This window comes from Ideonella alba, assembly GCF_018069845.1.
Taxonomy (GTDB): Bacteria; Pseudomonadota; Gammaproteobacteria; order Burkholderiales; family Burkholderiaceae_C; genus Ideonella; species Ideonella alba.
Genome location: NZ_JAGQDD010000004.1, coordinates 1 through 22,170, shown reverse-complemented (window position 1 = coordinate 22,170; position 22,170 = coordinate 1). Strand labels below are relative to the sequence as shown.

Here is a 22,170-nt window from a genome sequence, read left to right as displayed (position 1 = left end):
CTCATGTGCCCGCCCCCAGGCGCAACTGGCGCCATTCGAGGTGGCCGCCGGTGATGCGCGCCAGCGACCAGTGCGCTGGGCCGGGCAGGGCCCAGGCACCGACCGGGCCGTTGACGGCAGCGCGCTGGGCGGCGTCGGCATGGTCCAGCACGATGCGCAGCATCTCGGGGCTGAGCGTGTCCAGCGGCACCACCCGGCCATCCGGCAGGCGCGCCTGCAGCAGCGCGCGCAGGTGGTTGCGCAGGGCGATCAGGCGCACGCCGCTGAGCACCAGCACGCCCCAGTCGGTGGGTCCGTCGCCCGGCACCAGCAGCGCATCGGTGAAGGGGCTCTCGCGGCGCAGCCGCACCAGGTAGGGCGCACTCTGCTGCACCGCCGGCGGCAGGGCGCCGGGCAGCAGGCAGTCGAAATCGTCGATCTCGCCGGCCTGTTGCGCCGCCGCCAGCCGCGCCGGCAGGCCGCTCAGGCAGCGGCCCAGCAGCACGGCGTGCACCTGCTGGCGGTCGTCGGCCCAGAGCTGGGCCCTGAACTGCGCAGGGGCGATCTCGAGGGGCGTGTCGGCAGCAGCCATCGGCGCGACGGTCGGGCCCTCAGCTGCCCGAGGCCAGCGGGTCCTGGTCCGGGTCCGGCAGGGTCGGGGCGGTCGGATCCGCCGGGCTGGCCTGCGCCGCGTCGTTGGCATTGCCGGCCGAGCCGCCGCTGTTGATCTTGACCATTGCGCCCTGGATGGTCACGCCGTCGGGACCGACCAGGATGAAGGAGCCGCCGGCCTTGATGCACAGCGTGGTGCTGCCGTCGATCACCACGCCCATGCCCTTGAGGTGCAGGCTGGAGGTGGCGGTGGCGTTGAAGGCCTGGCCCACATTGATGTCCATGCCCTGGCCCGAGGTGATCGAGATCGCCTGATCGCCCTTGACGGCCACCGCATCGGTGATCCCGGTGTTCAGTGCGCCCTCGATCTTGAGGTTGAAGTCGGCACCCAGCTTGGCGTGCACGTCCTCCTTGATCGACAGCGTGGCCTTCTTGCCCACGTCCACTGTCAGGTTCTCGCCGATCTGCTGCGCCACGTTCTTCTCGACCTTGTCCCAGCGGTCGTTCTTGACGGTGATCTTGGCGTCGTTCTTGACCAGCTGGTGGTAGTCCTTCTCGGCCTGGAACCAGACGTATTCGGAGCCCTTCAGGTCATCGAAGCGCAGCTCGTTGAAATTGGCCTCGCCCCCTTGCTTGGTCGAGCGGCTGCGGATGCCGGTGACGGTCTTCTGGGCCGGCAGCTCATAGGGCGGCATGCGCTCGGCGTTGTAGACGCGGCCGGTGACCAGCGGGCGGTCGGGGTCGCCGTCGAGGAACTCGACCACCACCTCGTCGCCCACCCGCGGGATGGCGATCATGCCGAAGTTCTTGCTGGCCCAGGGGTGGCTGACACGCACCCAGCACGAGGCGGTCAGGTCGTCCGGATTGACGCGGTCCCAGCGGAACTTGAGCTTCACGCGGCCATGCTCGTCGGTGGCGATCTCGTCGCCGCTGCCGCCCACCACCACCGCGGTCTGCGGCCCGTTGATGCGCGGCCAGGCCACGCTCAGCTGGGGCTGGAAGCGGATGCTCTTGGGGATGGCGTCGAAGCGCGCCTGGAAACCGCGGCTGCCGCCCTTGACGTTGGCCTCGTACTCGCCGAACTCGGCGGTGAAGACCAGCCGTGTCACCAGGTAGTCGCCGTTGTCGTTGGTGTGCTCCTTCAGCTTGAAGGTCTTGCCGGCGGCGATGGCGCGAAAGCGGGTCTCGGCCGAGGCGACGATCTGCTGGGTCTTGTAGGCGTCGACGCGGCCCTGGGCGAAGCGCTCGCCGACGCCCTTGTGGTCGGCCGCCGCCGCGGCGCGCTTGAGGTCGTAGAAGGCGCCGGGCCAGTGGCGCACCTCCAGGTCACCCGGGTTGGGGTACGACGGGGTGCGCATCTTGGTCACTTCCAGCGAGGTGGAGGGCACCTGGAAGTCATGGTCATCGTGGGTGTACTTCAGCGAGCCCACCTGCTTGACCAGGCGCCAGTCGGTGACCATGTCGTCGCGCAGCTGGTTGTCGGTCTGGGTGCTGGCCCAGGCCAGGCTGGCCCCGGGGATGGGGTCGTGGCCCGAGGCGTCGTCGCACAGCACCAGCTTGTGCTGGCCGTCCTCGTGGGTGAAGTAGTAGTACAGGCCCTCCTGCTCCATCAGCCGGGTGACGAAGTCGAAGTCGCTCTCGTTGTACTGGACGCAGAAATCGCGTGGCTTGTAGGTGGCGGTGGACTTGTCCTGCACCGACTGGTTGGAGTAGTCGCCGAAGACCGCCTTGATGATCTCGATGACGGTCTTGCCCTGGAAGATGCGGCAGTCCGCGCCCAGCTGCAAATACCAGAGCCAGACATTGAGGTCCAGGAAGTAGCGGTCGAGCTTGCCCTGCGAGCCGCCGCGCTCGAAGCGGGTGACGAAGCCGTTGATGTAGCGGTAGCTGCCATCGGCCAGCAGCAGCTTGACGGTCGCCCGGGTGCCCAACAGGTCGTCGGGCGTGATCACCGGATCGCTGCGCGGGCGCAGCAGCTCGATGCGGTACTGCGGCAGACGGCCGAGTTCCTCCACCGCCTGCAGGCGGTGGAAGAGCAGGGCGTCGGGGCCCTTCACGCACTTGAATTCGGCATCCAGCTTGGCCATCGAGGGCTCCTTGGGCCGGCGGCGCGTGGCCGCCCGGTCTCAACTCAATCGAAGGTGTAGGTGAACTCGCCGTCCGCCGCACCCAGGCGGATCACCTTGAGTTCCTCGCCACGCGCCATGCGCCCCAGGTACTCGATCGAGATCTTGGGCAGCACGGTGTTGGTGAGGATGGCGTCGATGATGCGCCCGCCGGCCTCGGCGTTGTTGCAGCGGCTGACGATCAGCGAGACCGCGGCGTCGTCGAACTCGAACGGGATGCGGTGGTTTTCCTCCACGCGCTTCTTGATGCGGCCCAGCTGCAGCCGGATGATCTTGGCCAGCATCTCGTTGGACAGCGGGTAGTAGGGGATGGTCACGATCCGGCCCAGCAGCGCGGGCGGGAAGACCTTCATCAGCGGCTCCTGCAGCGCCTCGGCCAGCGAGTCCGGGTCGGGCAGCAGTTCCGGGTCCTTGCACATGTTCATGATGAGCTCGGAGCCGACGTTGGACGTGAGCAGGATGATCGTGTTCTTGAAGTCGATCATCCGGCCCTCGCCGTCTTCCATGCGGCCCTTGTCGAAGACCTGGAAGAACAGCTCGTGCACGTCGGAGTGGGCCTTCTCGACCTCGTCGAGCAGCACCACGCTGTAGGGCCGGCGGCGCACCGCCTCGGTCAGGATGCCGCCCTCGCCGTAGCCCACATACCCCGGAGGCGCGCCCTTGAGGGTGGAGACGGTGTGCGCCTCCTGGAACTCGCTCATATTGATCGTGATGACGTTCTGCTCACCACCGTAGAGCGACTCGGCCAGCGCCAGCGCGGTCTCGGTCTTGCCCACGCCCGAGGTGCCGCACAGCATGAACACGCCGATCGGCTTGTTCGGGTTGTCCAGCCGGGCGCGCGAGGTCTGGATGCGCTTGGCGATCATGTCCAGGCCGTGCTGCTGGCCGATGACGCGCTGGCCGAGCGTTTCGCCCAGGCGCAGGATGGCTTCCAACTCGTTCTTGACCATGCGGCCCACCGGGATGCCGGTCCAGTCGGCCACGACGCTGGCCACGGCTTGGGCGTCGGTGGACGGCATGATCAGCGGGGCATCGCCCTGCAGCTCGGCCAGCGCGGCCTGCTCTTTGCGCAGCTCGTCGATCAGCGCGCCGCGGTCGGCGTCGCCCGCGGGCACCGCCTGGTCGACCGGCTCGGCGTCGCCGCGCAGCTTGGCGCGCAGGGCCAGCACGCGCTCGACGATCGCCTTCTCGGCCTGCCAGCGCTCTTCCAGCGCCGCGAGGCGGGTGCGCTCGGCGGTCAGCTTGGCCTCGACCTCGGGGCCGCGCTCGCCGGTGTCGACACCGGCGGCCGCTTCGCGATGGATGATGCCCTGCTCGATCTCCAGCGCCTCGATGCGGCGGCGGCTGTCCTCGACCTCGGCGGGGATGGCGTGCTGGCTGACGGCCACGCGGGCGCAGGCGGTGTCGAGCAGGCTGACCGCCTTGTCGGGCAGCTGGCGCGCCGGGATGTAGCGGTGCGACAGCTTCACCGCCGCCTCGATGGCCTCATCCAGCAGCTGCACGCGGTGGTGCTTTTCCAGCACGCTGGCCACGCCACGCAGCATCAGGATGGCCTTGTGCTCGTCGGGCTCGGGCACCTGCACCACCTGGAAGCGACGGGTCAGCGCCGGGTCCTTCTCGATGTACTTCTTGTACTCGGCCCAGGTGGTGGCGCCGATGGTGCGCAGGTTGCCGCGCGCCAGCGCCGGCTTGAGCAGGTTGGCGGCGTCGCCGGTGCCGGCCGCCCCGCCGGCGCCCACCAGCGTGTGGACCTCGTCGATGAACAGGATGATCGGCTTGGGGCTGGCCTGGACTTCGTCGATGACCTGGCGCAGGCGCTGCTCGAACTCGCCCTTCATGCTGGCGCCGGCCTGCAGCAGGCCCAGGTCCAGCGACAGCAGCGACACGCCCTGCAGCTGCGGCGGCACGTCGCCGCGCGCCAGACGCTGGGCGAAGCCCTCGACCACCGCGGTCTTGCCCACGCCGGCTTCGCCGGTCAGGATGGGGTTGTTCTGGCGGCGGCGCATCAGGATGTCGACGATCTGGCGGATCTCCTCATCGCGGCCGGTGACCGGGTCGATCTTGCCCTCGCGCGCCCGCTCGGTGAGGTCCACCGTGAACTTCTTCAGGGCCTCCTGCTTGCCCATCGCCGCCGGCGCGATCGCGCCCTCGGCCTCGCCCGGCTGGGCGCTGCCCATGCTGCTGCCGTCCTGGGCGCCCAGGCGGGCCTCGGCGGTGCCGCTGCACAGCTTGGGGAACTGCTCGACCAGGTCGTCGGGCTTGATCTTCTCGAACTGGCGCGAGATGCCCAGCAGCGCATTGCGCAGGCTGTTGGTCTTGAGCAGGCCGATCAGCAGGTGGCCGGTGCGCACCTGGGTCTCGCCGAACATCAGCGTGCCGTAGACCCAGCCGCGCTCGATCGCGTTCTCGATGTGCTCGGAGAAGTCGGAGATCGCGGTGGAGCCGCGCGGCAGGCGGTCCAGCGCGGTGGTGATGTCGCGCGCCAGCACCGAGGCATCCAGCTGGTAGTGGCGCATCAGCGCCTCCAGGTCGGTGTCGGCGGTCTGCACCAGCTGGGCCAGCCAGTGCACCAGCTCCACATAGGGGTTGCCGCGCATCTTGCAGAACACCGTGGCCCCCTCGACGGCCTTGTAGGCCAGGGGGTTGAGTTTTCCGAACAGGGCGACTCGGCTGATCTCGCTCATGGTGTTCCTTGTGTGGCGCCAAAGGGCGGTGGGGGAGGGGAAGCCGCAGGGGCGGAAGGGGTGCGTCGGGTGCGCAGGATGCGTTCGGCGTCGAGCAGCAGGTCGCCCGCGTCCTGCTCGCGGCGGTAGTGGCCCAGCCAGCTGGCGCGACCCAGCGGCGTGGTGCGCCGGCCCAGGTGGGCGCGCGGCACCTGCTGGCGGCGCAGCACCAGGCGCAGGTCCCATTCGAACTCCAGGCCCACCCATTGGCGCACCATGGCGTGCAGGCGGGCCAGGTCACGGCCGCCGGGCAGGAAGTCGTGGTAGCGCGGCAGGTCGAGCGGGCCGATGACGATGCGGAACTTGTGCTGCACGTCCCAGACGCTGCCACCCAGCACCGCGCCGCCGCCCAGCGGCTGGCCATCGCGCTTGGACAGCCGGCTGCGCTCGGCGCGGCCCAGCGCCATCCAGTGGCCGCACCATTGTTCGATGCGCACCGGCACGTCGAACTCGGCGCGCAGCCAGCACAGCAGGCCGTCGGCGTCGCGGGTGGCGCGCGCCAGCCGACCGGCGAACAGCAGCTTGGGCATGTCGCCTGCGGCGTCGCGCTTGAGCAGGGTCTCGTTGCCGATGCCGAACAGCGAGCCGATCCAGCGCGCATAGCGGCTGTCGTTCAAATGGTCGAAGCCGACCGTGGGCTGGGCTCGCGCCCAGGCGCGGTAGAACAGCAGCGCGAAGCGGTGGGTCAGGTGGTCCAGGAAGCGCGCCAGCGCCTGGTCGCCGTGCTGGTGGGCGCGTTCACGCGCGAACTCGGTGAGGTGGATGGGCAGCGCGCCGTTGGGGCCGGTCAGGCCGAAGGCCCGCTGCATCAGCCAGCGCCGGCCCTTGGGCGTCTGGATCACGCCGGTGACGTTGGCCGGCGCGAAGCTCAGCTCTGGTGGCTGGCCCACGCGCAGCGGCTCGTCGCTGGGGCGCATGGCCTCGCCCAGGCGCGGCAGCTCGGGGTGCAGCGCCTCGATGCGGCGCAGCGTCAGGAAGAAGTCCTGGTGGCCCGGACGCTCGGCCAGGTCGCGCCACAGGGCCTCGCGCTCGGCCTCGAGGTGCCGGGTGGGCAGTGCGGGCGGCAGGCTGGTCATCGCTCGCTCACAGCACGGGGCGCTGGCCCAGCATCGGCTTCCAGCGGGCGATCGGGCCGCGCGACAGCGAGACCAGCGAGGTCTCGACGAAGCTGTTGAGCGAGGCGTGGCGCGCCAGGTAGTGGTGCAGCGCGGCGCCGAACAGGTAGGCGCTGCCGCCCTCGTGGCCGAGTTCGTCCACCGTCAGCTCAACCTCGATGCCGCGGCCGAAGGCGATCGGGCCGCGCACCGGATGGCGGCGCACCACCGGCCGCGTGCGCACGCCCTGCAGCGACTCGATCTGCCGGCGCTGGGCCGGCTCGCCCGCCATCGGGAAGCGGCTGAGCAGGTCGCGCAGCGCCGCCGCGGCTTCGCCGCCCTCGGTATCGAGCAGCGACAGGTAGTTCAGCGACAGCAGGTTCAGCAGCCGCCAGGCCACGCCGCCTTCGCGCAGCGCGGTCTGCGGCCGGGACGGGCCGTTGACCACGCGCACCGCGTTCAGCGGCACCGGCGCATCGAGCTGGAACTCGGCCTGGCCGCCGGCCATCGGGATGAAGATCGGCAGGTCGCGGTTGGTGCAGCGGGCCTTCAGCGCCACCTGGCGCAGGTCGCCCGAGTAGGGCGCCTCCTCGGGGTCGACCAGCGAGACAAAGACCTCGGAGCCGATGTAGCCCGAGCGCGGGCCCTCGCGGCGCGCCGCCTCGGACGGCAGGCGTGGCTCGCGCCACGAGGAGTAGTAGGCCGGCTGGCCGGTGGGCGCCCGGTGGTCGGGCGCGAACATCGGCATGAAGCGGCGCTCATCGCCCTTGTCGTCGTAGCCGGTCAGCGACAGCAGGTCATAGACCTCGAAGTCCAGCGGCGCGGTGCGGTCGGGCACGACGTGGAACTCGTACTGGCCGTCGTCGACCTGGATGCGGTCCATGCGCTTGGTGAACAGGTTCACCGCCGGCACACAGTGCAGCATGAAGTGGCTGGCGTCGACCACGCCTTCCAGGCCGGTGCCGGGCCGGTTGAGCAGCAGCGTCAGCTCCAGCGCATGGCCGTCCAGGCGTTGCAGCACCGGACGCAGGCCCTGGATGTCGATGAACAGGAAGCGCTCGGGGAAGGTGAAGTGCTCTTGCAGCAGGCGCACGCCGCCAAAGCCGCGCAGCGTGACGGGCAGCATGGCCTCGTCGTCGCTGTAGCCCACCGGCTGCACCGCCGAGGCCGGCAGCAGCTGGCGGCTGTCGGCCAGGCCGGGCGCGCCGGCCAGCACGCCCACGGTGCTGCCCAGCACCAGCTCGTGCACGCGCATCGCCACCTCGGTGGGGCCGCCCACGTAGAAGCGCAGGCTGTCCAGGTCGAGCTGCGACAGCTTCATGCCCGCGGGCAGTTGCAGCCGCACCCGGATGCCGGCCCGCGGCCGCTCGGGCAGGCCCAGGGCGGCGATGTTGAGATCGGCCAGGTTCAGCAGGTACTCGGCCTGGGTGGTGCTCAGCGGGGTCAGCCGCAGCGGGCTGGCGGTGCGGTACTCGCAGCGGGTGCTGGTGTTGGCCAGCGGCGGTGCGTAGAGCGGCAGGTCGCGCGGCAGCGGCGGTGCCTTCAGCAGGTTGGCGTCGGGCACCGGGTGGACCTGGGCCACCAGCATCGAGGGGATCGGCGCCAGGAAATTGGGGTACAGCAGCTCCAGCAGCCGGTGCGAGAAGCGCGGGAACTCGCTGTCCTGGCGCAGCTGCACGCGCGCGGCGAGGAAGGCGCAGCCTTCGAGCAGACGTTCGACGTAGGGGTCGGTGACCTCCATCGACTCCATGCCCAGGCGCGAGGCGATCTTCGGGAACTCGGCAGCGAACTCCGCGCCCACCTCGTAGAGGTAGCGCAGCTCCTGGTTGTAGTAGCGCAGCAGCCGGGCGTCCATGGGCTCTGGCGGGTCAGGCGCGCACGTCGCGCAGGCGGGTGGTGCCGGTCTCGAAGTCGACGTCGGCCGCCAGCAGCAGCTCCAGCGGCACCGGCTGGTTCCACATGAAGCCGCGGATCGTCATCTGCATCGTGTTGTGGTGGTTGTCGTGGTCGACCTTGACGTCGACCTCCAGCGTGGCGGGGTCGATGCGCGGCTCGAAGGTCTTGATGCAGTCGGCGACCGCCCGCTTGATGGTGGGGATGTCGACCGAGGACAGGGTCTGGCCCGAGAAGGCCGGCATGCCGAAGTTCAGCACCGAGCGGCGGGCGAGCTCGTTGTGCTGCCAGAGCTGGTGCTCGGCGCGACGCTCGGAGCGCGGCTCGGGCTCGGGGCGGGTGGCGTTGAACAGCCAGCTCAGGTCGCGCAGCACGGCCTGGCGCAACTGCTGACGGGTCAGCACGCGCGCGGCGGCCGTCTCGGTCTGCTGACGGGGCTCGGGATCGATCAGCCGGTCGAGCAGGGAGGGCTGGAGCCGGTCACGCGAGGCCAGTTCAGCCATTCGCGGCGTCCTCGCCGGCGCTGGGCTGCAGCTCGATGTGGCGGATCGACAGCAGGTCGTGCTCGCCCTGGTCGGTGACCAGCACGCGCTGGCCCAGGCCGAACCAGCGCTCCGGGCCGCCCTCGCGCCACTCGGTCTTGCGGGCCATCAGGATCAGGCCGTCGGTGCTTTTCTCGCTGCCCGGGTAGCGCGAGGGCACCATGGCCACCGCTTCGCCGCCGTTGGCGAAGGTCAGGCGCGCCGGCAGCCAGACCTGGTCGCGCAGGTCGGTGGGCGCCTCGAAACGGATGGCCGACAGGCGCGAGAAGGGCACCCAGTAGTACTTGCCGTTGATCGCGGCCTCCAGCACCGGGCCCAGGCGCGAATCGGCATCGGCGATCCAGTCGAAGGCCACTCCGTCGATCGTGCCGGCGGTGGCCGGCGCCTCGTCGAAGGCGCGCGCCGCCAGCGCGTGCGACTGCGCGGCATCGCCGGCACCGGCCTGCAGCATCGATTCGATCAGCAGCGCCAGCCACTGGTCGGGCTGGCCGAAGACCATCGGCGAGCGGCGGCCGGCGAAGACCGCGTCGCGCAGCTTTTCGCAGCGCAGTGCGTGGCCGACCATCTCGCGCATCGGGCCGGCTTCGCTGTCCATGTCGGCCAGCACGTTGAGCTGGGTGTGGGCGCGTTCCCACTGGCCCAGCACGCACAGCAGCTGGGCCAGGAAGACCCGCAGCCGGGCATCGGCCGGTTTGGCGCGCACCGCCTGGGTGAGTGCCGCCAGGGCGGACTGGGGGTCGCCGGCGCGCAGGGCGGTTTCGGCAGTGGCAAGGGCGTCGTTCATGGTGGGGTCGCCGCAGGGGCGCTCAGAAGGCGTGGCCGCAGTCGGTGCAGAAGCGCGCCGAGCGCGAGGTCATGGCGCCGCAGGCGGGGCAGCTCTTGTGCGTGCTGGCCAGGTCGTAGCCGCACTCGGCACAGAAGCGGCCGCCGTCGCTGGGCGTGCGGCAGTTGGGGCAGTAGGCGCCGGCGGCATCGGCACTGGCCGATGCGGTGGCGCCCCCACCCCCGGCCGAGCGGGCGCCGCCGCGGCGCTCGACAGCGCATTTCTCGCAGCAGCCCTCGGACGGGTTGAAGCACTCGTTGCAGACGGTGGCGTGGCAGACCTCGCAGTTGACGAACTGGCTCTCGGCCTGGCGCATCGCGGTGGCCAGTTCGCTGTCGCGGGCCGATTTCGCGCGCATGTCGGCCAGGCTGGTGCTGGCGCGGCCGGCGTTGTCCATGCCGGGCAGCAGGAAGGTGAACTTGTGCAGCAGCGTCGACAGCTGGCCCATGCGGTAGGGCTTGAAGGGGCTGCGCCAGGTGTTCGAGCAGTGGGCACAGGCGAACTCGAACTGGAAGCCCGCCTGCATGTGCGAGCCGATGACGCTGAGGTCGCGGTACTGGTTCAGGGGCATGGGTGGGCCTCGCTGGCTGTGCCGCTCAGTTGCGGCGGTTGCCGCCGCCGCCATTGCGCGAGCCGGCTCGGTTGTTGCCGCCCCGGCCATCGCGATCGCGGTCGTTGCCGTCGTCGTCGCGGTCGTCGTCATCGCGCCGTGGACGCTGGCGGCGCGGCGCGTTCAGCGAGGCATTGGGCGGACGCATGATCTCGGCGTCGGTGGCGACCTTCTGGCCCAGGGGGTTCTTGACGTAGTGCTTGAACTTGATCGAGTTGAAGTCGCACTCCCAGTGCTCGTCCATGTCGGCCGAGGCGTCCGACAGCGAGCCGGTCATCGACAGGCTGATGATGCGCAGGTTGGTCAGCTCCACCCACAGCTCGAACTCGTTGTAGGTCCAGTCCGAGAAGCAGATCTGGGCCTTGGGGAAGGGCTTGCCGGTGTTCAGGGCCTTCATCAGCACCGTCGACGAGCGGTCGGGCGGTTTGGTGAAGCTGAACTTGGTGGGCACGACCTCGTCACGGCCATCGCCCTCGGCCTGCTGGAACGCGGCGCCCCAGTTCCAGTCGTCGAGCTCGATCCATTTCTCGAAGCCGTCGACTTCACTTTCGCCGACGACGGGGCCGCCGCCCTCGGTGGACAGCGACATGAACAACGGGGTGGACGGCATGGTGGGTGCGCCTGTGCAGGAAGGAGATCAGCGGTCGCTGCGCCCCCGCGCCTCGGCGGAGAAGGTCAGGCGGCCGGAGTGTTCGTCTCGGCGCTTGGTGGTCGGGTAGTAGTCGACCCCGATCAGCGCATAGGACAGCTTCAGGGAGCACTTGATCTGCGCCACCTTGCCGCTGTTGATGTCGAGTTGCAGGTCCTCGACGTAGCCGTTGCGGGCCTCGATCGTGAGCAGTTCCCGAGGTCGGTCCTTGGGCTGCACCGCGTGGATCATCGACAACCTGGCCTTGGTGAACTTGTCGCGGTGCCGCAGGGCCTTGAGCAGGTTGATCGTGGCGGTGTCGAAGTAGCCGGACAGGTCCAGCGTCTCGAACTTGACCCCCGAGCCGTCGCGCTGCGACACCTCGGCACGCACTTCCTGGACCGACATGCCCCATTTCCAGCCGTCGATCTCGATCTGGTGCTTGAAGCCGGCCACGGTGGATTCGCCACGCAACTGTCCGGCCTTCTCGAAGGTGATGTCCAGGTAGAAGAGGGTGTCGCTCATGGCGGGACCGTGGGCTCAGGACAAATCAAGCGCGCGCGCCGAGGCGCGCGCGACTTCGGCAGGGTTTCCCGGTCCGGCTGGCACAGGGCCGGAGAAACCGTGCACGGGCAGTGCGGCCTGGGCCTTACTGCAGCAGCTTCATCGCCGCGATGTCCCACTCGAACGGGATGAACGAGCTCTCGAGCTTGCCCTGGTTGGTCTGGGCCTTGTACTCGACCTTGATCTTCTTGAAGACCATCTCGACGTCCTGGTTCACCGAGCCGTCTTCGCCGCCCTTGGACGAGACCTTGGTGATGAACACGTCGGTCATCGTCAGGCGCATGAAGATCTCGGGGTTCTTGGCGCCGGTCTGCTTCAGGCTTTCGATGGTGACGACGCCGAAGGCGGTGCCGGCGACGATCTTGCCCATGATCACGGGCGAGGCCTTGTCGTAGTAGTGGCTGAACGACAGGTTGCCGGGGGTGGGCTTGCCCACGCTGGCGCCGCCGCCCTTGAGGAAGCTGGTCTCGGCCTCGATGTCCCAGCTCCAGTCGCCGATCTCGATCCAGCCCTGGTCGCCGTGGTGGCCGTCCTGGAACGACTCGCCCTTTGGCACCGCGTCGAACTTGATGAAGGTATTACCGGGCATGTGCAGTTTCTCCGTGCAGGGTTAAGGGGAAGGGTGCGGTTGTCAGCCGCCGGATTTCTCGGAGGGCAGTTTGGACACCAACCGCAGCGACACGGTCAGACCTTCGAGCTGGTAGTGAGGCTTCAGGAAGAACTTGGACTGGTAGTAGCCCGGTGCTCCTTCGACCTCCTCGACGACGACCTCGGCCGCTGCCAGGGGGCGCTCGGACTTCGTCACTTCGCTGGAGTTCGTGGGGTCGCCGTCGACGTAGTTGCCGATCCAGTCGTTCAGCCAGCGCTCCATGGCGTCGCGGGTCTTGAACGAGCCCACCTTGTCGCGCACCATGCACTTCAGGTAGTGCGCGAAGCGGTTGCAGGCGAACAGGTAGGGCAGGCGGGCGGCCAGGGCCGCGTTGGCGGTGGCGTCCGGATCGTCGTACTCGGCGGGCTTCTGCAGCGACTGGCCACCGATGAACGCGGCGAAGTCCGAGTTCTTGCGGTGGATCATCGCCAGGAAGCCATTCTTCGACAGTTCGGCCTCGCGCCGGTCCGAGATGGCGATCTCGGTGGGGCACTTCATGTCCACGCCGCCGTCGTCGGTGGGGAAGGTGTGGGCCGGCAGGTTCTCGACCGCGCCGCCCGACTCGACACCGCGGATGCGCGAGCACCAGCCGTAGAGCTTGAAGGAGCGGTTGATGTTGGTGGCCATCGCATAGGCCGCGTTGCACCACGAGTACTTGTCGTGGTCGGCGCCGACCGTGTCTTCCTCGAAGTTGAACGCGTCCACCGGGCTGGTCTTGGCGCCGTAGGGCAGGCGGCCCAGGAAGCGCGGCATGCACAGCGCCAGGTAGCGCGCGTCGTCCGACTCGCGCAGCGAACGCCAGGCGGCGTACTCGGGCGTGGTGAAGATCTTGGTCAGGTCACGCGGGTTGGCCAGCTCCTGCCAGGAGTCCATCTGCATCACGGTCGGCGCGGCGCCGGTGATGAAGGGGGCATGGGCCGAGGCGGCGATCTTGGACATCTCGCCGAGCAGCTCGACGTCGGGCGGCGAGTGGTCGAAGTGGTAGTCGCCGACGATGGCGCCGAAGGGCTCGCCGCCGAACTGGCCGTACTCTTCCTCGTAGAGCTTCTTGAACAGCGGCGACTGGTCCCAGGCCGTGCCCTTGTAGCGCTTGAGGGTCTTGCCCAGCTCCTGCTTGGAGATGGACATCACGCGGATCTTCAGCTGCTCGTCGGTCTCGGTGTTGTTGACCATGTAGTGCAGGCCGCGCCAGGCCGACTCCAGCTTCTGGAGGTCGGGGTGGTGCAGGATCAGGTTGACCTGCTCGGACAGCTTGCGATCGATCGCCGCGATCATCGACTCGATCGTGGCCACGGTGTCGTTGCTGATCAGCTTGGCGTTGGTCAGCGCCTGCTGGGCCAGCGTCTGCACCGCGGTCTCGACGGCCGAGCGGGCCTCTTCGGACTTGGGCTTGAATTCCTTGCTGAGCAGCGACGCGAAATCGCTGCCTTCCATCGTCACGCCGGCAAAGGACGCATTGCCTTGCTGCAGGGGATCGGCCATCGGTAGCTCCGGGTTCTGGGTGTTCGAAGGGGCTGGGGGTCAGACGCTCAGGCGTCGCCTTCGGGCTTGGGGGTGCTGCTCAGCGACTGCAGCAGCGCCGGGTCGTTGAGCACCTTGCCGATGAGCTCTTCGGCGCCGCCCTTGCCGTCCATGTAGGTGACCAGGTTGGACAGCTGCTGGCGCGCCTCGAGGAGCTGCTTCAGGCCCTCGGTCTTGGCGGCGATGGCGGCCGGCGAGAAGTCGTCCATGCTCTCGAAGGTCAGGTCGACCGACAGGTTGCCTTCACCGGTCAGGGTGTTGGGCACGGTGAAGGCCGCGCGCGGCTTCATGGCCTTCATGCGGGTGTCGAAGTTGTCGACGTCGAACTCGAGGAACTTGCGGTCGGCCACCGGCGGCAGGGGTTCCTCGGGCTTGCCGGCCAGGTCGGCCATCACGCCCATCACGAAGGGCAGCTGGATCTTCTTCTGGGCGCCGTAGAGCTCGACGTCGTATTCGATCTGGACCCGAGGCGCCCGGTTGCGGGCGATGAATTTCTGGCTGCTTCCCATGTGTTGGCTCCGGGTTGAGAAAGAGAGTTGTCAGGGTCAGGGCGAAGGAGTGACCAGCGGGCAACGGGTTGGTCTGTCCGCAGCAGCGGCCGACCGCACCGGAGCCCTCAATGGTCGGACGTGATGCTATCGGGATCAACCCCCATGATTCGAGCAACTTCGTTGATCGCATCGGGTGCGAGATCGCGGACCAGCTGCAGGAAATTCTTGTCGATCAGGCGTTCGGCGCGGCGCAGCAGCAACTGGGCCGGGTTGGTGGGCTCGTGGCGTTCGAGGTAGTTGCAGACCAGGGCGATGGCCTTGAGCGCGTCTTCCCGCGATTCCACGCTCCAGGCGCCGCCACCCCGGCGTGCACGCGGGGCATCTGCCGCGGCCTCGCCGCCGCCCTCGCCGCCGTCACTGCCGGCACCGTCGCCGCTGCCGGCGCTGGCGCCGTCGAAGGACTCGGGCAGCAGGCCCAGCACGGCATCAAGCATGCCGCGGATCGGCTTGAGGTCGACCGAGCGCTCGAAGCCGAAGCGGTCCTGCATCAGGCGCTGCAGCTCCTTGAGCTGCTCCTGCGCGTCGAGCACCGCGGTGCGCAGCTGCGCGCCGGGCTCGGCCAGGTCAGGGTCGGTCAGCACGCCGCGCACGTGGGCCAGCGAGGGCGGGTCCTCGTCGGGCTTGGGCGTGAGGCGGTCCAGCGCGAGTTCGACGTCACGCACCCGCAGGCCGGCCAGGCGGCGGTCGACCAGCAGTGGGCACTCGCGGGTGTCGCCCAGCAGGCCGTTGAACTGGGCCAGCGAGCTGACCGCGGTGATGCGGGCGAAGGGGTCGCCGTCGTCCGGGTCGAGTTCGGGGTGGAGCTGCTCCCAGAAGCGCTCCATCAGGCCATGCAGCAGGCGCACGCCCGGGGCCAGCGCCGGCAGGCCGTGTTCATAGAGCTGGGCGCGGATCCAGGGCACGACGATGCGCAGGTCGCGGGTGCGCTCCATCAGCGCCACGGCGCGCGACTCGACGTCGCTCCAGACGGGGGGCTCGGCGGCCGAGAACTGGGTCTCGGGCTTGCCTTCGGCGGCCTGCGAGAACTCGAGGAAGTCGAGCTCGTACTCCATGTTCTCGCCGCAGGGGGCGTCGCCCACCGGTTCGAGCCAGGCGTCGACCTGGCGGTCGATGGACTCGACCGACGGATGCTTGGGTCCTGAGGATTCGCTCATCCAGCCGTCCTCCGGGTGTCCGGCTGGTCAGGTCCGGGTGTGGTGGCAATCACGACGGGCATGTGGCGTGCATCCATAGCGTTCCGCCAATATATCACGCCGATGTGGGCGCGGGCATTAGCGCTGGTTAGCATGGGGTCAGGGTTGACCATAGGGGGAGGCCAGGCCTTGGCCGGGGATAAAAACGAGGAAGAATTCGCCGGTCGGCCGCGGCGATGCCCGGCAGCGCGCATTGTGGGCCGACCGCTCTGTCCTCCGACCCCCCAGCCTGTGGTGGCCGATCGCTCCGCCGCGACGGCCGTTTGACCTTCGCCAAACCGACTGCGCCATGTTCGAGACCCTCATCGCACCGGGATGGTTTGGCAAATTGCCAACAGCCGGCGACTTTGTGTCCCGGCGCCTGCCTCAGGATGTCATCGATTGGTGGGACAGCTGGCTCTCGCTGGGCCTGGCCGCGCTGCGGGAGCGCCATGCCGACGACTGGCAGGCGCAGTTCCTGGCCGCGCCGGTCTGGCGCTTCGTGCTGGCGCCCGGGGTCGCGCCGGGCAAGCTGGGCCAGCATGCCTGGGCGGGCGTGCTGATCCCCTCGGTGGACAGCGTCGGCCGCTACTTTCCGCTGACCCTGCTGGCACCGCTGGCCGGCTGGCCGCTGGACCCCGCCGACGGCGAGGCCCTGGGCTGGTGGCTGGAGCGCCTGGAGCGCACCGCGGTCGATGCGCTGCACGACGACTGGTCCATCGAGCGCCTGGAGGCCGAGCTCGACGCAGACCCGCAGCGCCGTGCGCCACCCAGCGCGGCCGACCTGGATCTGGCGCAAGATCGCGTCATCTTTGCAGCGGACGCCCTAGCATCCATGGGGGTGGCAGGGCGACGCCTCTTCACCGAACATCGCGCGGGCCGCTCGCTGTGGCAGCGCGGATGTTCGACCGACGGGGCCTGCCAGCTGGTCCAGGGCCTGCCGCCGGCCGCATCGCTTTTCGAGGCCTGGGCATGACCGACCCGGCCGGACTGCGGGCACACTGCCCCGACAACGCCCGCACCGCAGACTTGTATGACGAGGAGATTCCGACGATGAACGCCCAGCACAGCGGAGCCCCCCGGCCCCAGCGCCGATCGCTCCGTCCCGTGATGACGGCCACCCTGCTGGCATGGGCCCTGGGCACTGCCGCGCAGGCCCAGGTGGCGCCGCCCCCGGCCGAAGGCGCCTTCGTGCCCACCCCACCGTCGGTGCCCAGCCCCTCGTCGCTGGGGGGCGACGCCCGTCTGCCGCGCACCAGCACGCCGATCCTGGTGGACGGTGCGGTGGCGCCGGTGCAGCGCGAACTGGGCAAGCGCGACGACAACCTGACGATCGACGTCAACGCCTACCGCGTGGCCGACGACGCCCCCGAGGCCCTGCGCCAGGCGCTGGCCACGATCACCGCGCCCTATGTGGGCAAGGGCCGCAGCTACGAGGACCTGGTCAACGCCGCCAGCGACATCACCCGCTACCTGCAGCGTGACCTGGGCTACTACCTGGGCTACGCCTACATTCCCGAGCAGGCGCCCAAGGAGGGCGTGATCACGATCGGCGTGCTGGTCGGCAAGCTCGACCGCTACGTGCTGAACTGCGACGAATCGCAGCCGCTGCCGGTGCGCTGCGAGGTGATCCAGTCCTACCTCGACCAACTGCGCACCGGTGACGTGCTGACCGTGCAGGCGGTGGAGCGGGCGGTGTTCCTGATCGGCGACCTGCGCGGCATCAACCTGCGCGCCGAGGTGAAGGAAGGCAGCCAGCCCGGCACCGCCATCCTTGAATTCACGCCCAAGGCCGATCCGCAGTGGAACGGCAAGGTCGACGTCGATGCCAACGGCTCGCGCTTCATCGGCCGCGAGCGGATCGGCGCGATGCTGTCCTACGACAGCCCCTTCGGCCGCGGCGATGGCATCACGCTGTCCGGCCTGGGTTCGGTCAACGGCGGCATGCAGTTCGTGCTGCTGGGCTACAACACGCCGCTGTTCGGCAACGGGCTGAAGGTGGGCGCCTCGGTGTCGGGGCTGCGCTACCAGCTCAGCGAGGTCGAGTTCCCGCTGGGCCTGGAAGGCACCGGCGTCACGGTCAATGCGTTCGCGCTGTACCCGTGGCTGCGGTCGCGCAACATCAACCTGTTTGCGCTGGGTTCGCTGGACCACAAGCAGTACGACGACTCGGCCGCCGGCTCCTCCACGCTCAAGCAGGCCGACGTGCTGGGCCTGGGCGTGACCGGCGACTTCCGCGACGCGCTGTTCGGCGGGGGCGTCAACACCTTCCAGGCCTCGATGAACCTGGGCACGCTGCGCTTCCCCGATGGCCGGCCGCAGGGCCTGGACAGCGCTGCGCGCTTCGCCAAGCTCAACCTGGCCTACACCCGCCTGCAGGCGCTGCCGGTGGAGCGCCTGATGGTCTACGGCTCGGTCCATGGCCAGTACGCGCTGCACAACCTGGACACGACCGAGCAGTTCCGCATCGGCGGCCCCGACGGCGTGCGCGCCTTCGCGCCCGGCGAGGGCACCGGCGACAGCGGCCTGGTGGCCACCGGCGAGCTGCGCTGGCTGCCGCCCGAGTCGCTGTTCGACCGCTGGGCGCGCGAGCTGGTGTTCTCGGTCTTCGGCGATGCCGCCTATGTGCTGCTGCGCCACGACCCCACCCAGATTCCCCGCGCCGCCAACTACCGCAACGAGGCGCGCTATGCCGGCGCCGGCCTGTCGGTGGTGTGGGCGCGCCAGAAGGCCTACTCGATGCGCATGAGCGTCGCCTGGAAGCTGCGTGGCACCGCCACCGGCGACACCCTGGCACGTGACCCGCGCATCTATGTCCAGGCCAGCTACTACTTCTGAGGCCCGCCCAGGCGAAGCTGCCTGACCGCCCGTCCGCATTGCAGACCGACCTGCCGAGAGTTCCACCATGAAGCGCACTACCGCATCCGCCCTGACCCTGTCGCGCGCACCCCTGCCCGGGTGGCGTCCGGTGGCCTGGGCCGCCTGCCTGATGTTCCTGGACACCGCCGCACTGGCCCTGCCGCAGGGCGCCCAGGTGGTGACCGGCCAGGTGACCGTCAAGCCGGTGGCGCCGGGCCAGCTGCTGGTGCAGCAGGGCAGCCAGAAGGCGATCGTCAACTGGGACCGCTTCTCGGTGAACGTCGGCGAGTGGCTGCGCATCCAGCAACCCAACAGCAGCGCGGTGCTGCTGAACCGGGTGGTGGGTGTCGATGCCTCGGCGCTGATGGGCCAGATCAGCGCCAACGGACGGGTCTTCCTGATCAACCCCAACGGCATCGTCTTCGGCAAGGGCTCGCGCGTCGACGCGGGCGGGTTCATGGCCACCACGCTGGGCATGACCGACGCCGATTTCATGGCCGGTCGCTACCTGCTGTCGGCGGGCAACGGCCAGCCGGGCAAGCTGCAGGCCGATGGCGTGATCGACGTGCATGGCGGCACGCTGGCGCTGATCTCGCCCGAGTTGTCGGTGGGCGGGCGCCTGCAGGGCCAGCGCGTGGGCCTGGCGGCGGCGGAGCGGGTGCAGGTCGACGTTGAAGGCGACGGCCTGATCTTCTTCAATGTGGCCAACAGCAAGCTCGACGCCCGGCTGGACGTGCTGGGCCAGGTGCTGGCCCAGGGCGGCGGCACCGTCGACATGCGCGCCCAGGCCCGCGCCGGCTTTGCCGACACGGTGCTCAACATGAACGGCGTGGTGCAGGCGCGCTCGCTGGGCATGAAGGACGGTCAGGTCGTGATCGACGGCGGTACCGCCGGCCAGACCCTGGTGCGTGGCTCGATCGACGCCAGTGGCCAGGCCGCCGGCTCCACCGGCGGCTCGGTGGACGTGCTGGGCCACCACGTGGGCCTGTTCGACAACGCGCGCATCGATGCCTCGGGCTCTGCCGGTGGCGGTGTGGTCCATGTGGGCGGGGGCTTCCGGGGCCAGGGCGAATCGCACAACGCCGACGCGGTGTTCATGGGCACCCGCGCCACCATCATGGCCGATGCGCGTGACCAGGGTCAGGGCGGCGAGGTCGTGCTGTGGTCCGAGAACTCGACCCGCTTCGGGGGCTCGATCTCGGCCCAGGGCGGTGTTCGCGGTGGCGACGGCGGCCTGATCGAGACCTCGTCCAGGAACGCCCTGGAGGCGGTGGGCCAGGTCAACACGCTGGCGCCCAATGGCCTTGTCGGTCTGTGGCTGCTCGACCCGCGCAATGTGGAGATCGTCAACGGCAACGGCCGCTCGAACATCAACGACACCGGTGGCAACGGCGTCTTCGTGCCGGACGGTGACGGCGCCACGCTCGGCGCCGGCCTGATCGAGAACCGCCTGAACACCACCAGCGTCTCGGTCACCACCGCCGACAACACCGGAGTGACCGAAGTCGGCAACCTGCTGGTCAGCTCCGCCATCTCCTGGAACAACCAGAACTCCCTGACGCTGCACGCCGACAACAACCTGACGGTCAATGCCGCGATCACCAACACCCGCCCGAACGCCAACAACAGCAGCCTGATCACGCTGGACGCCACCGGCGCGATCAGCGTCAATGCGGTCATCACGACCCGGGGCAGTGTCACGCTCAACGCCGGCACCGACCTGACGCTGGGCAGCGTGGTCACCGCCAACGGCGGCACTTCGGTGATGAACCTGCGCTTCGGCCAGGGCGGGGCCGGCGGTACCCTGGCGGTCAATGCGGCGCCGGCGGGCACCTCGATCGCGGCGCTGGGTGGCGCGGGCGACGACACGCTGACCTTCGGCACCGGCATCACGCCCTTCACCGGCAGCTTCAATGGCGCCGCGGGCAACAACACGCTGGGCATCACCGATGGCGGCCGGACCTTCCTGATCTCGGGCGCCAATGCCGGCACGCTGGCCGGCAACACCACCTTCAGCAACGTGCAGACGCTGCAGGGCGGCTCCGGGGGTGACACCTTCACGCTCAACACCGGCGTCACCAGCTTCAACGGCTCGATCGACGGCGGCGGCGGCACCGACACGCTGGGGGCCACCAACGGCACCAATGCCTGGTCGATCACCGGGGCCAGGGCCGGCACGGTCAACACCAGCACCAGCTTCAGCAACGTCGAGTCGCTCAGCGGCGGCTCGGGTGCCGACACCTTCACCTTCGCGGCCGGCGTGTCCACCTTCAACGGCTCGATCGCCGGCGGCGGCGGTGCGGCGGACAGCCTGGTGATGACCGATGGTGCCAACAGCTGGGACTTCGGCGGCGGCTCCTCGGTGACGCTCAACACCACCACGACGATCACCTCCACCGAGACCCTGCAGGGTGGCAGCGGCAACGACAGCTTCACCGCGCCCACGGCGGCCAACGCCTTTGCCGGCACCATCGTCGGTGGCGGCGGCTCGAACACGCTGTCGCTGACGGCCGGTGGCACCAGCTGGGCGATCAGCGGCGCCAACGCCGGTGTGCTCAACAGCCTGACCACCTTCAGCGGCATCGGCACGCTCAATGGCGGCGCCGGCTCGGACACCTTCACCCTCAACACCGGCGTCACCACCTTCGGCGGTTCGATCGTCGGGGGCGGCGGCACCGACATCCTGGCGGCCACCAACGGCACCAACGCCTGGTCGATCACCGCGGCCAACACCGGCACGCTCAACACCACCACCGCCTTCAGCGGCATCTCGTCGCTGTCCGGCGGCAGCGGCGCCGACACCTTCACCGTGGCGGCGGGTCTGGCCAGCTTCAACGGCTCGATCGCCGGCGGCGGTGGCACGGCGGACAGCCTGGTGATGACCGACGGCAACAACGCCTGGCTGCTCAACGGGGGCTCGTCGGTCACGCTGAACACCAGCACCACGATCACCTCGGTCGAGTCGATGCAGGGTGGCAGTGGCGACGACGCCTTCACCGTGGCTGCGGGCGCCACCGGCTTTGCCGGCACGCTGCTGGGCGGCGCGGGCAACAACACGCTGACTGCCACCGACGGCACCAACGCCTGGACCATCACCGGCGCGGGCGCCGGCACGCTCAACGGCGTGACCACCTTCAGTGCCATCGGTACCCTGACCGGCGGCACCGGGGCCGACACCTTCACGCTGGGCAGCGGCGTGGGCAGCTTCGTCGGCGTGATCGACGGCGGCGCCGGCAACGACGTGATGGCGGCCACCAACGGCACCAATGCCTGGGCGCCGACGGCGGCCAACACCGGCACGGTGAACACCGACACCAGCTTCAGCAGCATCGAGTCGATGCGCGGCGGCACGGGCGCCGACACCTTCACCTTCCCGTCGGGTCTGGCCAGCTTCAACGGCTCGATCGCCGGCGGCGGCGGCGCCGATGTGGTGATCGTGCCCGATGGCAGCAACACCTGGACGGTCTCCAGCAACAGCACGGTCACGCTCAACAGCAGCACCGCGATCTCCGGCGTCGCCACGCTGCAGGGCGGCACCGGCGACGACACCGTCACCGTGGCCAGCGGCGTCACGGGCTACACCGGCTCGATCATCGGCGGTGGCGGCAACGACACCTTCAGCGCCACCGACGGCACCAACAGCTGGAGCCTGACCGGCGCGGCCGCCGGCACCTTCAACGGTGTCACCAGCTTCAGCGGCTTTGCCACCATCACCGGCGGCAGCGGGGCCGACACCTTCACGCTGGCCAGCGGCGTGGGCAGCTTCGTCGGCGTGATCGACGGCGGCGCCGGCAACGACGTGATGGCGGCCACCAACGGCACCA

General features: G+C 69.4%; 17 protein-coding genes. 3 read left to right on the top strand and 14 right to left on the bottom strand.

Annotation, left to right across the window (positions count from 1 at the left end):
- Position 1 precedes the first annotated feature (1 nt).
- The 14 genes from KAK03_RS07785 to tssA form a co-directional block, all read right to left on the bottom strand.
- Entirely contained in the window at positions 2-571 is a 570-nt protein-coding gene (locus KAK03_RS07785; RefSeq protein ID WP_210853068.1) for a DUF4123 domain-containing protein, read from the bottom strand.
- A 19-nt stretch (positions 572-590) separates the two neighbouring features.
- Positions 591-2,678, bottom strand: a complete 2,088-nt coding sequence (locus tag KAK03_RS07780; RefSeq protein WP_210853066.1) for a type VI secretion system Vgr family protein — start codon at positions 2,676-2,678, stop codon at positions 591-593.
- Between the two features lie 44 nt (positions 2,679-2,722).
- Complete coding sequence (tssH, locus tag KAK03_RS07775) at positions 2,723-5,401, bottom strand: type VI secretion system ATPase TssH (RefSeq protein ID WP_210853064.1); 2,679 nt, start codon at positions 5,399-5,401, stop codon at positions 2,723-2,725.
- Complete coding sequence (gene tssG, locus KAK03_RS07770) at positions 5,398-6,516, bottom strand: type VI secretion system baseplate subunit TssG (RefSeq protein ID WP_210853062.1); 1,119 nt, start codon at positions 6,514-6,516, stop codon at positions 5,398-5,400. The genes tssH and tssG overlap by 4 nt, the downstream gene beginning before the upstream one ends.
- A 7-nt stretch (positions 6,517-6,523) precedes the next feature.
- Entirely contained in the window at positions 6,524-8,389 is a 1,866-nt protein-coding gene (gene tssF / locus KAK03_RS07765) for a type VI secretion system baseplate subunit TssF (protein ID WP_210853060.1), read from the bottom strand.
- Between the two features lie 13 nt (positions 8,390-8,402).
- The gene (gene tssE, locus KAK03_RS07760; RefSeq protein ID WP_210853058.1) at positions 8,403-8,930 is read right to left on the bottom strand and encodes a type VI secretion system baseplate subunit TssE; all 528 of its coding nucleotides are present in this window, start codon (positions 8,928-8,930) and stop codon (positions 8,403-8,405) included.
- A complete protein-coding gene (locus tag KAK03_RS07755) occupies positions 8,923-9,753 on the bottom strand; it encodes a type VI secretion system accessory protein TagJ (protein WP_210853056.1) in 831 nt (276 codons plus the stop codon). The genes tssE and KAK03_RS07755 overlap by 8 nt, the downstream gene beginning before the upstream one ends.
- A gap of 22 nt (positions 9,754-9,775) precedes the next feature.
- Positions 9,776-10,363, bottom strand: a complete 588-nt coding sequence (locus tag KAK03_RS07750; protein WP_210853054.1) for a zinc ribbon domain-containing protein — start codon at positions 10,361-10,363, stop codon at positions 9,776-9,778.
- Positions 10,364-10,388: 25 nt separating this feature from the next.
- Positions 10,389-11,012 carry a type VI secretion system tube protein Hcp gene (locus KAK03_RS07745; protein ID WP_210853052.1) on the bottom strand — a complete coding sequence of 208 codons (624 nt, stop codon included), beginning with the start codon at positions 11,010-11,012 and terminating at the stop codon, positions 10,389-10,391.
- 27 nt (positions 11,013-11,039) lie between these two features.
- Positions 11,040-11,555 carry a type VI secretion system tube protein Hcp gene (locus KAK03_RS07740; protein WP_210853051.1) on the bottom strand — a complete coding sequence of 172 codons (516 nt, stop codon included), beginning with the start codon at positions 11,553-11,555 and terminating at the stop codon, positions 11,040-11,042.
- 124 nt (positions 11,556-11,679) lie between these two features.
- Positions 11,680-12,183, bottom strand: coding sequence for an Hcp family type VI secretion system effector (locus tag KAK03_RS07735; RefSeq protein ID WP_210853049.1), 504 nt, complete (start codon positions 12,181-12,183; stop codon positions 11,680-11,682).
- 42 nt (positions 12,184-12,225) lie between these two features.
- Positions 12,226-13,725, bottom strand: a complete 1,500-nt coding sequence (tssC, locus tag KAK03_RS07730; protein WP_210853047.1) for a type VI secretion system contractile sheath large subunit — start codon at positions 13,723-13,725, stop codon at positions 12,226-12,228.
- A gap of 47 nt (positions 13,726-13,772) precedes the next feature.
- Entirely contained in the window at positions 13,773-14,273 is a 501-nt protein-coding gene (gene tssB, locus KAK03_RS07725; RefSeq protein WP_210853045.1) for a type VI secretion system contractile sheath small subunit, read from the bottom strand.
- Between the two features lie 107 nt (positions 14,274-14,380).
- On the bottom strand, positions 14,381-15,469 hold the full coding sequence (gene tssA, locus KAK03_RS07720; protein WP_210853043.1) for a type VI secretion system protein TssA: 1,089 nt from the start codon (positions 15,467-15,469) through the stop codon (positions 14,381-14,383).
- Between the two features lie 328 nt (positions 15,470-15,797).
- On the opposite strand from tssA, the gene tagF reads away from it, so the two are divergent.
- The 3 genes from tagF to KAK03_RS07705 form a co-directional block, all read left to right on the top strand.
- Positions 15,798-16,463, top strand: a complete 666-nt coding sequence (tagF, locus tag KAK03_RS07715; RefSeq protein WP_210853041.1) for a type VI secretion system-associated protein TagF — start codon at positions 15,798-15,800, stop codon at positions 16,461-16,463.
- A gap of 134 nt (positions 16,464-16,597) precedes the next feature.
- Positions 16,598-18,325, top strand: a complete 1,728-nt coding sequence (locus KAK03_RS07710) for a ShlB/FhaC/HecB family hemolysin secretion/activation protein (protein ID WP_210853034.1) — start codon at positions 16,598-16,600, stop codon at positions 18,323-18,325.
- A 67-nt stretch (positions 18,326-18,392) separates the two neighbouring features.
- Positions 18,393-22,170, top strand: a 3,778-nt coding sequence (locus KAK03_RS07705) for a beta strand repeat-containing protein (protein WP_210853032.1), incomplete at its 3' end; no start/stop codon positions are given.

Excerpts from the sequence above, each read along its gene's own strand:
- KAK03_RS07785 (WP_210853068.1), bottom strand. The coding sequence starts at position 571 with ATGGCTGCTGCCGACACGCCCCTCGAGATCGCCCCTGCGCAGTTCAGG.
- KAK03_RS07780 (WP_210853066.1), bottom strand. The coding sequence starts at position 2,678 with ATGGCCAAGCTGGATGCCGAATTCAAGTGCGTGAAGGGCCCCGACGCC.
- tssH (WP_210853064.1), bottom strand. The coding sequence starts at position 5,401 with ATGAGCGAGATCAGCCGAGTCGCCCTGTTCGGAAAACTCAACCCCCTG.
- tssG (WP_210853062.1), bottom strand. The coding sequence starts at position 6,516 with ATGACCAGCCTGCCGCCCGCACTGCCCACCCGGCACCTCGAGGCCGAG.
- tssF (WP_210853060.1), bottom strand. The coding sequence starts at position 8,389 with ATGGACGCCCGGCTGCTGCGCTACTACAACCAGGAGCTGCGCTACCTC.
- tssE (WP_210853058.1), bottom strand. The coding sequence starts at position 8,930 with ATGGCTGAACTGGCCTCGCGTGACCGGCTCCAGCCCTCCCTGCTCGAC.
- KAK03_RS07755 (WP_210853056.1), bottom strand. The coding sequence starts at position 9,753 with ATGAACGACGCCCTTGCCACTGCCGAAACCGCCCTGCGCGCCGGCGAC.
- KAK03_RS07750 (WP_210853054.1), bottom strand. The coding sequence starts at position 10,363 with ATGCCCCTGAACCAGTACCGCGACCTCAGCGTCATCGGCTCGCACATG.
- KAK03_RS07745 (WP_210853052.1), bottom strand. The coding sequence starts at position 11,012 with ATGCCGTCCACCCCGTTGTTCATGTCGCTGTCCACCGAGGGCGGCGGC.
- KAK03_RS07740 (WP_210853051.1), bottom strand. The coding sequence starts at position 11,555 with ATGAGCGACACCCTCTTCTACCTGGACATCACCTTCGAGAAGGCCGGA.
- KAK03_RS07735 (WP_210853049.1), bottom strand. The coding sequence starts at position 12,183 with ATGCCCGGTAATACCTTCATCAAGTTCGACGCGGTGCCAAAGGGCGAG.
- tssC (WP_210853047.1), bottom strand. The coding sequence starts at position 13,725 with ATGGCCGATCCCCTGCAGCAAGGCAATGCGTCCTTTGCCGGCGTGACG.
- tssB (WP_210853045.1), bottom strand. The coding sequence starts at position 14,273 with ATGGGAAGCAGCCAGAAATTCATCGCCCGCAACCGGGCGCCTCGGGTC.
- tssA (WP_210853043.1), bottom strand. The coding sequence starts at position 15,469 with ATGAGCGAATCCTCAGGACCCAAGCATCCGTCGGTCGAGTCCATCGAC.
- tagF (WP_210853041.1), top strand. The coding sequence starts at position 15,798 with ATGTTCGAGACCCTCATCGCACCGGGATGGTTTGGCAAATTGCCAACA.
- KAK03_RS07710 (WP_210853034.1), top strand. The coding sequence starts at position 16,598 with ATGACGGCCACCCTGCTGGCATGGGCCCTGGGCACTGCCGCGCAGGCC.